The 12,053-nt window shown below is 73.0% G+C and carries 11 protein-coding genes and 6 tRNA genes; 8 read left to right on the forward strand and 9 right to left on the reverse strand.

Translation table 11 applies throughout. The features are described from left to right. Positions 1-859: serine/threonine-protein kinase (locus ACQRUO_RS29315; protein WP_428319122.1), on the reverse strand; the 859-nt coding region annotated here is incomplete at its 3' end. 445 nt (positions 860-1,304) lie between these two features. Between ACQRUO_RS29315 and ACQRUO_RS29320 the strand changes: the two genes are divergently transcribed. Then, positions 1,305-1,520 carry a hypothetical protein gene (locus ACQRUO_RS29320; protein ID WP_428319123.1) on the forward strand — a complete coding sequence of 72 codons (216 nt, stop codon included), beginning with the start codon at positions 1,305-1,307 and terminating at the stop codon, positions 1,518-1,520. Between the two features lie 232 nt (positions 1,521-1,752). Here the strand turns inward: ACQRUO_RS29320 and ACQRUO_RS29325 are convergent. From ACQRUO_RS29325 to ACQRUO_RS29340, 4 genes are all read right to left on the reverse strand, one after another. Continuing rightward, positions 1,753-1,827 (reverse strand) — tRNA-Val (locus ACQRUO_RS29325). Between the two features lie 68 nt (positions 1,828-1,895). Next, positions 1,896-1,967 (reverse strand) — tRNA-Val (locus ACQRUO_RS29330). Between the two features lie 29 nt (positions 1,968-1,996). After that, positions 1,997-2,070, reverse strand: a tRNA-Cys gene (locus tag ACQRUO_RS29335). A gap of 53 nt (positions 2,071-2,123) precedes the next feature. Continuing rightward, positions 2,124-2,196: transfer RNA gene (locus tag ACQRUO_RS29340), tRNA-Gly, on the reverse strand. Positions 2,197-2,481: 285 nt separating this feature from the next. Between ACQRUO_RS29340 and ACQRUO_RS29345 the strand changes: the two genes are divergently transcribed. From ACQRUO_RS29345 to ACQRUO_RS29355, 3 genes are all read left to right on the forward strand, one after another. Further along, positions 2,482-3,543, forward strand: a complete 1,062-nt coding sequence (locus ACQRUO_RS29345) for a chorismate-binding protein (RefSeq protein ID WP_428319124.1) — start codon at positions 2,482-2,484, stop codon at positions 3,541-3,543. Positions 3,544-3,622: 79 nt separating this feature from the next. Further along, entirely contained in the window at positions 3,623-4,441 is an 819-nt protein-coding gene (locus tag ACQRUO_RS29350) for an aminotransferase class IV (protein WP_428319125.1), read from the forward strand. A gap of 109 nt (positions 4,442-4,550) precedes the next feature. After that, positions 4,551-5,387 carry a GNAT family N-acetyltransferase gene (locus tag ACQRUO_RS29355; protein ID WP_428319126.1) on the forward strand — a complete coding sequence of 279 codons (837 nt, stop codon included), beginning with the start codon at positions 4,551-4,553 and terminating at the stop codon, positions 5,385-5,387. Between the two features lie 36 nt (positions 5,388-5,423). Here ACQRUO_RS29355 and ACQRUO_RS29360 read toward each other — a convergent pair whose 3' ends face one another. Continuing rightward, entirely contained in the window at positions 5,424-5,912 is a 489-nt protein-coding gene (locus ACQRUO_RS29360; RefSeq protein WP_428319127.1) for a DsbA family protein, read from the reverse strand. Between the two features lie 93 nt (positions 5,913-6,005). Here ACQRUO_RS29360 and ACQRUO_RS29365 point away from each other — a divergent pair, with 93 nt between their 5' ends. Beyond that, entirely contained in the window at positions 6,006-6,476 is a 471-nt protein-coding gene (locus ACQRUO_RS29365) for a hypothetical protein (protein ID WP_428319128.1), read from the forward strand. 43 nt (positions 6,477-6,519) lie between these two features. On the opposite strand, the gene ACQRUO_RS29370 is transcribed toward ACQRUO_RS29365, so the two are convergent. Beyond that, positions 6,520-7,104 carry a CGNR zinc finger domain-containing protein gene (locus tag ACQRUO_RS29370; protein ID WP_428319129.1) on the reverse strand — a complete coding sequence of 195 codons (585 nt, stop codon included), beginning with the start codon at positions 7,102-7,104 and terminating at the stop codon, positions 6,520-6,522. A gap of 371 nt (positions 7,105-7,475) precedes the next feature. Further along, positions 7,476-7,889, reverse strand: coding sequence for an SsgA family sporulation/cell division regulator (locus tag ACQRUO_RS29375; RefSeq protein ID WP_030056266.1), 414 nt, complete (start codon positions 7,887-7,889; stop codon positions 7,476-7,478). 417 nt (positions 7,890-8,306) lie between these two features. Here ACQRUO_RS29375 and ACQRUO_RS29380 point away from each other — a divergent pair. Together ACQRUO_RS29380 and ACQRUO_RS29385 are read left to right on the forward strand one after the other, a co-directional pair. After that, positions 8,307-8,378 (forward strand) — tRNA-Val (locus tag ACQRUO_RS29380). 258 nt (positions 8,379-8,636) lie between these two features. Further along, positions 8,637-8,708 (forward strand) — tRNA-Val (locus ACQRUO_RS29385). Between the two features lie 120 nt (positions 8,709-8,828). Here the strand turns inward: ACQRUO_RS29385 and ACQRUO_RS29390 are convergent. Continuing rightward, positions 8,829-9,605, reverse strand: coding sequence for an exonuclease domain-containing protein (locus ACQRUO_RS29390; RefSeq protein ID WP_428319144.1), 777 nt, complete (start codon positions 9,603-9,605; stop codon positions 8,829-8,831). Positions 9,606-9,886: 281 nt separating this feature from the next. On the opposite strand from ACQRUO_RS29390, the gene thrS reads away from it, so the two are divergent. Continuing rightward, positions 9,887-11,866: a threonine--tRNA ligase gene (gene thrS / locus ACQRUO_RS29395; protein ID WP_428319130.1), complete on the forward strand. Its 1,980-nt coding sequence runs from the start codon at positions 9,887-9,889 to the stop codon at positions 11,864-11,866. Positions 11,867-12,053 lie beyond the last annotated feature (187 nt).

Raw genomic sequence — 12,053 nt, forward strand, 5'->3', positions numbered from 1 at the left:
CGCTGCCCGCGGCGCCGCCGCGCACCGCGCGCCCGCCCGCGGCCCGGGCCGCCAGCTCGCTGAGCCGCTCGTGCAGGTGCGCGGCCCCGGGGCGGTCCAGCGGCTCCTTGGCCAGGCAGGCGCCGATCAGCGGCGCCAGCGGCGCCGGCACCTCGGACAGGTCCGGCTCCTCGTGCACCACCCGGTAGAGCATCACCTCGGAGGAGGCCCCGGAGCCGAACGGCGTGTCCCCGGTCAGCGAGTAGGCCAGCGTGGCGCCCAGCGCGAACACGTCGGTGGCCGGCGTCACGGCCGCCCCGCGCACCTGCTCGGGGGAGAGGAAGCCGGGGGAGCCGACGGCGGTGCCGACGTGGGTGAGCGTGCTCGCCCCGCGCGACCAGGCGATGCCGAAGTCGATGATCCGCGGGCCCTTGGGGGAGAGCAGGATGTTGGACGGCTTCAGGTCCCGGTGCACCACGCCGGCCTCGTGGACCTTCACCAGCCCGTCCGCCAGGGCCGCCCCGATCCGGGCGACCTCCGGCCAGGGCAGCGGACCCTCGTCGCCGACCCGCTTGTAGAGGGAGGGCCCGGGCACGTAGGCGGTGGCCAGCCAGGGCCGGTCCGCCTCCAGGTCGGACCCGACCACCCGGGCCGTGCAGCCGGCCCGGATCCGGGAGGCGGCCGCCACCTCGCGGGCGAACCGGGTGCGGAACTCGGTGTCCTCGGCCAGCTCGGCCCGGATCACCTTGATCGCCACCCGCTGGCCCTTGCGGTCGGAGCCCAGGTAGACCACGCCCATCCCGCCGGCGCCGAGCCGCCGGTGCAACCGGTACGGGCCGACGATGCGGGGGTCCTCACGCCTCAGCCGCATCATCGCCATGTCGTCCCCGTCAGCCCGTCAGGTGGGCGGCCCGCCCGCAGACTGGGGCATCGTCAGTTCCTGTCGGGCACAGCTTACGGACTGTCGGCTGCGGTGTGCTGATACGCAACACGCGAACCGCCGGTGGGATAGTCCGATCCGCGCCCGCGGCGAGCATCCGGGCCGGTCACCGCCGTCCCTGCGGGCCGTCTCAGGGTCGTCCCTCAGGGTCCCCTCGGGGGTTGACAGCGCCGCCCCTCCATCTCGGGTAGTACGCCGCTCCGCCCGGCGTCATACTCCCGGCCAGCCCACGAACGATACGCAGGCATGACGCCACCGCTCTTGCCGCCGCCTAGGGTTGGGTCTCAGCGGTGGACGGGGTACTCGTCCCCCGAGACCAAGCCGTCCACCGCTGTTCGGCACCGCCCCCCGACCGACGGACAGCCCAGCGGCAGGAGCAGGATCCATGGCCACGCAGCTCACCGGAGCCACCGAGTTCCGGCGCACGCTCGTCGCTCGCATCCAACGACGCCAGGGCCGGCGCCCCGCCGGCGAGCAGCGGCACCCGGTCGTCGCGCTGGCGATCGCGCTGCCCTGTGCCGTCGCGCTGGTCCTGCTGTTCGGCGGCTGGGAGCAGATGGTCACCCAGACCGAGGCGGTGGCCGACCTGATCGGGCGCTGATCCCAGGGGACAGGGATCAGACGCCGGCCGGAGCGGGCCCGCGGGGACACGCGGACGGGCGAGTTGCGGGCAACCACCGCCCCGGCCACCTCGAGTGCCGTGCACGGACGTCGGTGAGGGCGCCCCGTGCACGGCACTCGTCCATCGTCACGGCGACAACGCCGAAGGCGTCACGGCCACAACGCCGAAGGGCCGGACCCGCGCTGGCGGATCCGGCCCTTCGACGATCTTCTGGTGCGCGATACTGGGATTGAACCAGTGACCCCTACCGTGTCAAGGTAGTGCTCTCCCGCTGAGCTAATCGCGCGGGTCGACGTACACCGCGTGGGTGCTGTCGGGGTGGCCCTGCCGGGCCGGATGATCCCTGAGGACCAGTGCGCGATACTGGGATTGAACCAGTGACCCCTACCGTGTCAAGGTAGTGCTCTCCCGCTGAGCTAATCGCGCGGGAAGACCCCGGCCAGGCCGGGGACCTCTGGAGGTGGAGACGGGATTTGAACCCGTGTACACGGCTTTGCAGGCCGTTGCCTCGCCTCTCGGCCACTCCACCAGGCAACTTCGGTTGAACCATATCAGTAAGGACGATCATGCTGTCCTTCACCGAGCGGACGACGAGATTCGAACTCGCGACCCTCACCTTGGCAAGGTGATGCTCTACCAACTGAGCCACGTCCGCCTGTCTTCCAGGACCTTCCCCGCTCTCTGGCGGCTCCGTTTCCCGGCGACGTGTTGAACTTTAGCGGAAACCTCGGCCAGCTCAAATTCCGTATCCGCAGTCCGTCCCCCGCGGGCCGTCGAACGGGCCGTCCCGACCCGCCGCCGAGCCCCCGACGTCCCCGCAGGTCAGCCGCCCACCGGGCCCGCAGGACCGGCGCGACCTAGACTTTCGAGCCACCGCAAGCCCTGCCCGCCGGGCCCCACCCCGACCCGCGGCGCACCCCGCACCACCTGCAGGAGAACCGTGCCCGCCAGCCCAGCCCCGCGCCCCGACCAGCCGCTCGCCCGCTTCGCCGGCCGGCTCGCCACCGGGCTGCGCGAGGTGACCCACGACCCGGCCGTGCTCGACTCGAGCGGCTGGTGGGCCGTCGCCCACGACTTCGAGGGCCGCCTCACCTGCGCCCGGTTCGCCGAGGTCCACCCCGACCCGACCGCCACCCCCGCCGAGCGCTGGCACGGCCCGCGCCCGGGCGACTGGCGCAGCTCGCTGGACCGCGCCGCCTACACCGCGGGCGTGCGCCGGATCCGCGAGCACATCGCGGCCGGCGAGGTCTACCAGGCCAACCTCTGCCGGGTGCTGAGCGCGCCGCTGCCCGACCCCGACCCGGCGCGCAGCGACATCGACGCGCTCACCGGTCTGCTCGCCCTGGGCAACCCGGCCCCCTACGCCGGAACGATCCGCCTGCCCGAACACGGCGTGGAGATCGCCACTGCCTCCCCGGAGCTCTACCTGAGCCGCGCCGGGCGCACCGTCGCCTCCGGCCCGATCAAGGGCACCGGGCGCACCGAGCAGGACCTGCTGGAGAAGGACCACGCCGAGAACGTGATGATCGTCGACCTGGTCCGCAACGACCTCGGCCGGGCCTGCGCGACCGGCAGCATCACGGTCCCGGACCTGTGCGTGGTGGAGAAGCACCCCGGCCTGGTCCACCTGGTCTCCACCGTCGAGGGCGAGCTGCGCGAGGACGCCGGCTGGCCGCGGCTGCTCGCCGCCACCTTCCCGCCCGGCTCGGTCACCGGCGCGCCCAAGCACAGCGCGCTGCAGATCATCGAGGCCCTGGAGACCGCCCCGCGCGGCCCCTACTGCGGAGCCGTCGGCTGGGTCGACGCCGACCGCGGCCGGGCCGAACTCGCCGTCGGCATCCGCACGTTCTGGATCGACCGGAGCGACCCGGCGGCCCCCGTGCTCAACTTCGGCACCGGCGCCGGCATCACCTGGGGATCGGACCCCGAACGCGAGTGGGCCGAAACCGAACTCAAGGCCGCCCGCCTGGTCGCGATAGCGTCGGGCGAGCAACCGGAGTAGCCGGTACCGCTCCGGTCCCGGAGCCCGGTCCCGGCCCCGTGCCGCCGTCCGCGAAGTCCCCTCCGGAAGGAGAGACCCGATGATCTGGCTCAACGGAACGCTGGTCGACCAGGCGAGCGCCGAGGTCTCCGTCCTCGACCACGGACTCACCGTCGGCGACGGCGTGTTCGAGACCGTCAAGACCGTCCACGGACAGACCTTCGCCCTCACCCGCCACCTGGACCGGCTCACCCGCTCCGCCGTCGGACTCGGCCTGCCGGCGCCCGACGTGCAGGCGGTGCGCAAGGGCTGCGAGGCGGTCGTGGCGGCCAACCCGATGCCGCTCGGCCGGCTCCGGATCACCTACACCGGCGGCCTGGCCCCGCTCGGCTCGGAACGCGGCGACGCCCCGCCCACCCTGGTCGTCGCCCTCGGCAGCGCCACCCAGCGCCCCGACACCACCGCGATCACCACCGTCCCGTGGACCCGCAACGAGCACAGCGCGGTCGCCGGCCTCAAGACCACCTCCTACGCCGAGAACGTGGTCGCCCTCGCCCACGCCCGCCGCCACGGCGCCAGCGAGGCGGTCCTCGCCAACACCGCGGGCCGGCTCTGCGAGGGCACCGGGAGCAACGTCTTCGTGGTCCTCGACGGGCGGCTGCTCACCCCGCCGCTGACCTCCGGCTGCCTGGCCGGGATCACCCGCGCCCTGGTCGCCGACTGGTGCGGGGCCGAGGAGGCCGACCTGCCCTACTCCGCCCTCCAGGAGGCCGACGAGGTCTTCCTCACCTCCTCGCTGCGCGACGTGCAGGCCGTCACCCGGATCGACGACCGCGAGCTGCCCGCCCCGGGCCCGGTCACCGCACGGGCGATGGAACTCTTCGCCGCCCGCTCCGCCGAGGACACCGACCCGCGCTGACCGCCGGCCGGCCGGCACCACCCGCCCGCCGGGCCCGCGCGCGCAGGGCACCGGCACCCGCCGGCCCGGCCACCGTTAGGCAGCACCGCACCCGGGGAAGACCGCCCACATGACCACCACGCTGCGCCCCGCCGGTCCCGAGCAACGGCTGCCGGACGGCGGGCGGGACCGATCCTGGCTGGTCTGCGCCAACGGGCACCCGGTGGGCCGGGTGCGCACCGCCGCCACGCCGCACGGCAGCCACCTGCTGGGCCGGATCGAGGACCTGGAGATCACCGAGAGCCCGCGGCGCGGCCGCGGCACGGTGGCCGCGCTCGCCGCCGAGGAGGTGCTCCGCTCCTGGGACTGCCGGTGGGCCGAGGTCCGGATCCCGGCCGGGGCGGCCGCGGCCCTGTCGCTCGCCGCGGCGCTCGGCTACGCCGAGACCAACCGCAACCTGGTGAAGCGGCTCGGCCCGCCGCCCGCCCCGCGGCCCGGCCTGACCCTGCGTCCGATCGACGCCGTCGGCTTCCCCGCCTGGCTGGCCGCCGCCCAGGCCGAGTACCGCGACCAGCTGGTCCGCTCCGGCCTCACCCCGGCCGAGGCGGCGGCCAAGTGCGCCGCCGCCCACACCCACCTGCTGCCCGACGGCCACGCCAGCGCGGACACCGCGCTGCGCGAGTTGCTCGCCGACGGCCGCCCGGTGGGCCGGCTCTGGGTCGCGCTGCACTCCCGGCCGCTGCCCGACGGCACCCCCTCGGGCTGGGTGATGACCGTCGACGTCGACCCGGCCGAGCGCGGAAAGGGGTTCGGCCGCGAGCTGATGCTCGCGGCCGAACGGGAGTGCCTGGCGGCCGGCCTGCCGGCGCTCGGCCTGAACGTCTACACGGCGAACGTGGTCGCCCTCGGGCTCTACGCCTCGCTGGGCTACCGGGTGGTCCGCCGGATCTTCGGCAAGGCGCTCTGAGCGCGCCCCGCCCCACCCCGCTCCGCCGGGCGGCGGTCAGCCCGCCAGCAGCGCGGTGATCCGCTCCAGCAGCCCCTCCTGGCTCTTGCCGCCGTCCAGCCGCTGCCCGGCCACCACCCAGGTCGGGGTGCCGGTCACCCCGATCGCCTTGCCCTCGGCCTGGTCGGCGTCGACCGCCAGCATGTGCCGGCCGTCGATCAGCGCCAGCTCGACCTCCTCGGCGTCCAGCCCGAGCTCGCGGGCGATCTCGACCAGCACCGCCTGGCCGCGCCGCTCCAGCTCCTCGACCCGGCCCAGCACCGCCTCCACGAACGGCCAGCCCCGGCCCTGCGCGAAGGCCTCCTCGGCCGCCTCCGCCGCCGCGTAGGCGTGCTTGTGCTTCTCCAGCGGGAAGTGCCGCAGCGAGACGTCCAGCGCGTCGCCGTAGCGCTCCCGCAGGGTGCGCAGGTCGGCCAGGGCGGTGCGGCAGTCCGGACACTGCAGCTCGCACCAGAACTCGAGATGGGGGAGGGAACCTTCGGTCATGCGGCCAGTGTTCCACTACCAGGGGCCTGCGCCGGACCGTGCGCTCGACCGAGCGCCCCGGCCGGAGCCCCCGGAGCAGGACGGAGAGAAGCCATGCTGAGCGGTGCGATCTGCTACGCCCTGACCGCGGCCGGCCTGGTGCTGGCCGGTCTGCACGGCCGGCACCGCCGCTGGCGGACCGCCACCCGCTGGGCCGGGCTGGCGCTGGTGCCGGCCGGCCTCTACCTGACCGGTCTGCTCTCGGTCGGCACCGAGATCGGGCGCGCGATCGGCAGCTGGGCGACCAAACTGGTGTTCGACCCGAGTGTCTGGGTCGGCATCGTGCTGCTCGGCGTGGCGGCCCTGCTGATCGTGCTCAGCCGGATCGGCACCGGGGGCGGCGAGGCCGCCGCGGACGCGGGCGGGGCCGGCCGGAAGGCCGGCAGGGAGCGGAAGCCCGGCAAGGAGCCGGTCACCGGGCAGGCGCCGGCTCCCGCGATCGCACCCAAGAAGGGCAAGAGCGCGGCCGAGGAGCTCGGCGACTTCTCCGACATCGAGGAGATCCTCCGCAAGCGCGGCATCTAGGTGTTCTGACCCGTGTCTTCCGGATCACGCCGGGCCCCGCGGGTCAGCCGACCCCGAGGGTGACCGAGGCCTCGTCCGCCGCCGAGCGCTGGCGCGCCCGGTAGGCGGCCACGTGCATCCGGTTGCCGCAGGTGCGGCTGTCGCAGTAGCGGCGCGAACGGTTGCGGGACAGGTCGACGAAGACCCGGGCGCAGTCCGGCGCCTCGCAGCGGCGCAGCCGCTCCCGCTCGCCGGCCATCAGGATCAGGCCCAGGGCCATCCCCAGCTCGGCCGCCAGGTGGTCGGCCAGCGCGGCGTGCGGGGCGAAGTAGTGCATGTGCCAGCCGTGGCCGTCGTGGTCGGTCAGCCGCGGGGTCGCGTTCACCGCGGCCACCAGCGTGTTGACCAGCTCGGCCGCGGCCGCGGTGGAGCCGGCGGTGAAGATCTCCCGCAGCTGCCCGCGCAGCGCGTGCACCGCGGTCAGGTCGTGCGCGGTGACCGCGTCCAGCTCGCTGATGTCGTGCCGGGCCACGAAGGCCTCCAGGGCGGCGAGGTCGGGCAGCTGCTCCGGCCCGGCCACCTCGGGAGCGGTGTTGAGCAACTCGACCAGGATGCCCAGGGCGCACTCGGTGTCATGGGTGATCAGCACGTGGGAACTCCTCGCGTGCGCCGGGGGCGGCCGGGCCGCCCGCGTGGGGTCATCACCGCCGAACTCTACCGGGCCCGGGCCCCCGCGCCGCCGCACCTGCCCGTGGCCCCGCGCGCCGAAGGCGCCCGGCACCACGGTCGCCACCCGCCGTGCGGCGGGTGGGACGCCGTGGCACCGGGCGCCTTCGGCCGGGTGCCCGCGCCGCTCATCGCGGACACCTGTGGACGACCGGCCCCGAGACCGCGAAGCGCGGTGGTATCGGTGGCCGTGCCCCCGAGTAGGACAGCCACCTGCGAGGTCGACCTGACCGTCGACCCGTACGGCCGGCCTCGCGGGACCGGCCGGCAACCGGGGGAGTGACCCCCGGCGCGTCAGCTCTCGGCGAGGATGTGCGACAGCTCCCGATCCAGATCGAAGTGGCGGTGTTCGGTGCCGGGCGGCACGGCGGCGTCGGTCCGCTTGAGGAAGGACTCAAGCGCCCGGGCCGGGGCCTCCAGCAGGGCTTCCCCCTCGGGGGAAGACAGCGCGATGCAGACGACTCCCTGTCCGTGGCTGCGGGAGGGCCACACCCGGACGTCACCGGTACCGGTGGGCCGGTGCAGCCCCTCCGCGAGCAGGTCGCGGGCGAACACCCACTCCACGGTCTCGTCGGCACCGGTGTGGAAGGTGGCGTGCACGGCATAGGGGTCGGCGGTGTCGTAGCGCAGGCCCGCGGGGACGGGCAGTGACGACTCGCTCGACACGATGAGGCGCAGGTGCAGCTCACAGCTGACCGTGGTGTTCATAAGCGCCAGGGCCTTTCGCTCAGTGTGCGCTCGGGGAATCGCACGTCGGCGAACGGACCATCCCACCCCCAGCGACGATGTAAACCCGTCTGTCCCGATTCGGGGTGCGGCGGTAACCCTTCCGGCGCATTGCGCAATGACCCGGAACCGGGCCGGAAGCGGCGTGGTTCCGGGCCGCGGATGGGCCCCGGAAGGCGTGGAGATGGAAATCAGTGCGAGCTGGCCGCGGTCGGGACGGGTCGGGCGAATGGTGGCGAATGGTCACCGATTGTGACGAGACGTGACAGGTGGGCTGGTCGGGGTGGGGCCGGGTCGGGTGGCGTCCGCTACGCAGCGGCACCGGAGCCGATCCGGTCGGCCGGGGTCGGGGGTGGTTCGGAGCACCCCCCGGGATGGGGTAATGTTTTCCCTGCAGCCGGGCGATTAGCTCAGCGGGAGAGCACTTCGTTCACACCGAAGGGGTCACTGGTTCGATCCCAGTATCGCCCACCGGATTGCAAGTAAGGCGTAGGACCCGGGTTATTTATTGACCCGGGTCCTACGCCTTTTCGGCGTTCCTTGATGCATCGTCGGACCGCTTCTCGACCGCTTCGGAGAACTTCTCGGAACTGAGCGGTCGTCACCGCGCCTTTCCATGGGGACTGCTGTCGCGGCGTCGGATGCTCCCCGGTGCGGCGGTGGGCCCGGCCGCACCGAACGACGTTGCACGGCCCCCCTGGGCGGGTGCTATTGTTCTTCTCGTTGCCCGGGCGATTAGCTCAGCGGGAGAGCACTTCGTTCACACCGAAGGGGTCACTGGTTCGATCCCAGTATCGCCCACCGGACAACATCGGGCCCCAACTGCCAAGGCAGTTGGGGCCCGATGTGTTTCCCGGGACCACTGGGGTCGCGGGGGCCGCCGAGTCGCCGGTTGTTCGTCGCCCGCCGGCTGCCGTGTGGTCAGGCCACGCTCTCGCAGCGGTGCTCGGCGCCGACCAGCGGAACGCCGCAGCCGGCGCACCGGGCCGGCCGCAGCGGCCAGGACCGGTCCACCCGCTCCGGCGTGCCGGCCCGCTCGAACCAGTCCTGCAACCCGCGGGCCTGCGCCGCGTGCCAGCGGGCCTGCCGCAGGTGCAGTTCGGCACTGGTCAGTCCGTGCAGCGCGGTCCGGTGCCGGGCGGCGATCGCGCGGACCAACTGCAGGGCGGCCCAGGCGTCCGCGCCCGCGTCGTGCGCGTCGGCCAGCGCTATCCCGTAGTGCGCGCAGAGGTCGGTCAGCGTGCGGCGGCCCTTGCGGTAGCGGTCCAGGTGCTTGTCCAGCACCCGCGGATCGACCACCAGCAACTCGGCCCCGGCCAGCTGCGCGGCCAGCGAGCTCTGCCGGTGCCGGCGCAACTCCCGGTCCAGCAGCGTCAGATCGTAGGGCGCGTTCATCACCACCAGCGGCACCCCGGCCCGGGCCTGCTCGGCCAGCGCGCGGGCGATCTCCAGCGTGGCGAGCGCCGGTGCCTGGCCGTGCGCCCGTACCTGCTCGTCGGTGATCCCGTGCACCGCCCGGGCCCCGTCCGGGATCGGCACCCCCGGGTCCACCAGCCAGGACCGCCGCTCCACCGGGGCGTTCGGCGCGGGCTGCAGCACCAGGGCGGCCGACACCACCCGGTCCTGCTCGACGTCCACCCCGGTGGTCTCGGTGTCGAAGGAGGCCAGCGGGCCTTCGTACCAGTGCGGGCTCTCCATCGTGACCACCCCTCAGCTCCACCGACCGCACCCGGCGGGCCGGCCTGGTGCACCGTCGAGGACTGACGGTGCACCGGCTCGCGATGCGGTGCCGAGCAGGTGATACCCCGGGGTCGTACCCCTTCAATCCCGCCCGGGGGCCCGCGGGGCCCGCGCCCCGCCGCGGGTCCTGCCGCGAGTCCCGCCCGGACAGGTGCACGCCGGGCACGGTGGGCTCGGTACCATCGGGGGACGCAGCAGTCTGCTGCGACCCATCAAAGCCAGCACGTCAGGAGAGACCGGTGACGGACGTCCGGGTAATCATCAACCGCGAACCCGATCGGGAAGAGCGCGTGGTGACGACGGGCACCACCGCTGCCGAGCTGTTCGCCGACAACCGCGCGGTGGTCGCCGCCAAGGTCGCGGGCGTCCTCAAGGACCTCGCCTACCAGCTGCAGGACGGCGACGAGGTCGAGCCCGTCGAGATCAGCAGCCAGGACGGCCTCAACATCCTGCGCCACTCGACCGCGCACGTGATGGCCCAGGCCGTGCAGCAGCTCTTCCCCGAGGCCAAGCTGGGCATCGGCCCGCCGATCAAGGACGGCTTCTACTACGACTTCGACGTCGAGAAGCCGTTCCACCCCGATGACCTCAAGGCCATCGAGAAGAAGATGCAGGAGATCATCAAGAAGGGCCAGAAGTTCGCCCGCCGGGTGGTCACCGACGAGGCGGCCCGCGAGGAGCTGGCGGCCGAGCCGTACAAGCTGGAGCTGATCGGCCTCAAGGGCTCCGCGGCCACCGCGGGCGAGGGCGCCGACGTCGAGGTGGGCGGCGGCGAGCTGACCATCTACGACAACCTGGACGCCAAGTCCGGCGAGCTCTGCTGGGGCGACCTCTGCCGCGGCCCGCACCTGCCGAGCACCCGGATGATCCCGGCCTTCAAGATCATGCGCTCGGCCGCCGCCTACTGGCGCGGCAGCGAGAAGAATAAGCAGCTCCAGCGCCTCTACGGGACCGCCTGGCCGACCAAGGACGAGCTCAAGGCCCACCTGGACTTCCTGGAGGAGGCCGCCAAGCGCGACCACCGCAAGCTCGGCTCCGAGCTCGACCTCTTCTCCATCCCGGAGGAGATCGGCTCCGGCCTGGCCGTCTTCCACCCCAAGGGCGGCGTGATGCGCCGGGCCATGGAGGACTACTCGCGCAAGCGGCACGAGGAGGCGGGCTACGAGTTCGTCTACACCCCGCACGCCACCAAGGGCACCCTCTTCGAGCTCTCCGGCCACCTGGACTGGTACGCCGACGGCATGTACCCCCCCATGCAGCTCGACGGCGAGACGGACTACTACCTCAAGCCGATGAACTGCCCGATGCACAACCTGATCTACCGCTCGCGCGGTCGGTCCTACCGTGAACTGCCGCTGCGGCTCTTCGAGTTCGGCACGGTCTACCGGTACGAGAAGTCGGGTGTGGTGCACGGCCTGACCCGCGCCCGCGGCTTCACCCAGGACGACGCGCACATCTACTGCACCAAGGAGCAGATGGCCGACGAGCTGGACTCGCTGCTCACCTTCGTGCTGGACCTGCTGCGCGACTACGGGCTGACCGACTTCTACCTGGAGCTGTCCACTCGCGACCCGGAGAAGTACATCGGCTCGGACGAGGACTGGGAGGAGGCCACCGAAACGCTGCGGGCCGCCGCCCAGAAGCAGAACCTGGAGCTGGTCCTCGACCCGGCCGGGGCCGCCTTCTACGGCCCGAAGATCTCGGTGCAGGCGCGCGACGCGATCGGCCGCACCTGGCAGATGTCGACCATCCAGGTCGACTTCCAGCTGCCGCAGCGTTTCGACCTGGAGTTCCAGGGCGGCGACGGGACCCGGCAGCGGCCGGTGATGATCCACCGCGCGCTGTTCGGCTCGATCGAGCGGTTCTTCGCGGTGCTGCTGGAGCACTACGCGGGCGCGATGCCGCCGTGGCTGGCCCCGGTCACCGTGGTCGGGATCCCGATCACCGACGAGCACGTGCCGTACCTCCAGGAGGTCGCGGCCGAGCTCAAGAAGAAGGGCATCCGGGTCGAGGTGGACGCCTCGGACGACCGGATGCAGAAGAAGATCAGGAACGCCCAGAAGGGCAAGATCCCGTTCATGATCATCGCGGGCAACGACGACGTCGAGGCCGGCGCGGTGAGCTTCCGCTACCGCAACGGTGAGCAGAAGAACGGCGTGCCCCGTGACGAAGCGATCGCCGAGATCGTTGATGCGGTGGAGCGTCGGATCCAGGTGTGACGAATGCCCCGCGTAAGCGGGGGTAATCCGGACCCCGAGAAGTTCATCGGTTGCGACGACGACTCCGCCCCGCGATCGCGGGGGTGGGCGCGGGGGGGGGGGTCTTTCCTGGGGGTATTCCCCCCCCCCTTCATCCCCCCCCCCCCCCCCCCCCCCCCCCCCCCCCCCCCCCCCGCCCCCACCCCCC

It is taken from the genome of Kitasatospora sp. LaBMicrA B282 (genome assembly GCF_050325825.1).
Lineage (GTDB): Bacteria > Actinomycetota > Actinomycetes > Streptomycetales > Streptomycetaceae > Kitasatospora.

What these genes read in the sequence shown, in the direction of transcription:
- ACQRUO_RS29390 (WP_428319144.1), bottom strand. Translation starts at nt 9,605, where the DNA reads ATGGAGAGCCCGCACTGGTACGAAGGCCCGCTGGCCTCCTTCGACACC.
- ACQRUO_RS29350 (WP_428319125.1), top strand. Translation starts at nt 3,623, where the DNA reads ATGATCTGGCTCAACGGAACGCTGGTCGACCAGGCGAGCGCCGAGGTC.
- ACQRUO_RS29360 (WP_428319127.1), bottom strand. Translation starts at nt 5,912, where the DNA reads ATGACCGAAGGTTCCCTCCCCCATCTCGAGTTCTGGTGCGAGCTGCAG.
- ACQRUO_RS29355 (WP_428319126.1), top strand. Translation starts at nt 4,551, where the DNA reads ATGACCACCACGCTGCGCCCCGCCGGTCCCGAGCAACGGCTGCCGGAC.
- ACQRUO_RS29375 (WP_030056266.1), bottom strand. Translation starts at nt 7,889, where the DNA reads ATGAACACCACGGTCAGCTGTGAGCTGCACCTGCGCCTCATCGTGTCG.
- ACQRUO_RS29320 (WP_428319123.1), top strand. Translation starts at nt 1,305, where the DNA reads ATGGCCACGCAGCTCACCGGAGCCACCGAGTTCCGGCGCACGCTCGTC.
- ACQRUO_RS29365 (WP_428319128.1), top strand. Translation starts at nt 6,006, where the DNA reads ATGCTGAGCGGTGCGATCTGCTACGCCCTGACCGCGGCCGGCCTGGTG.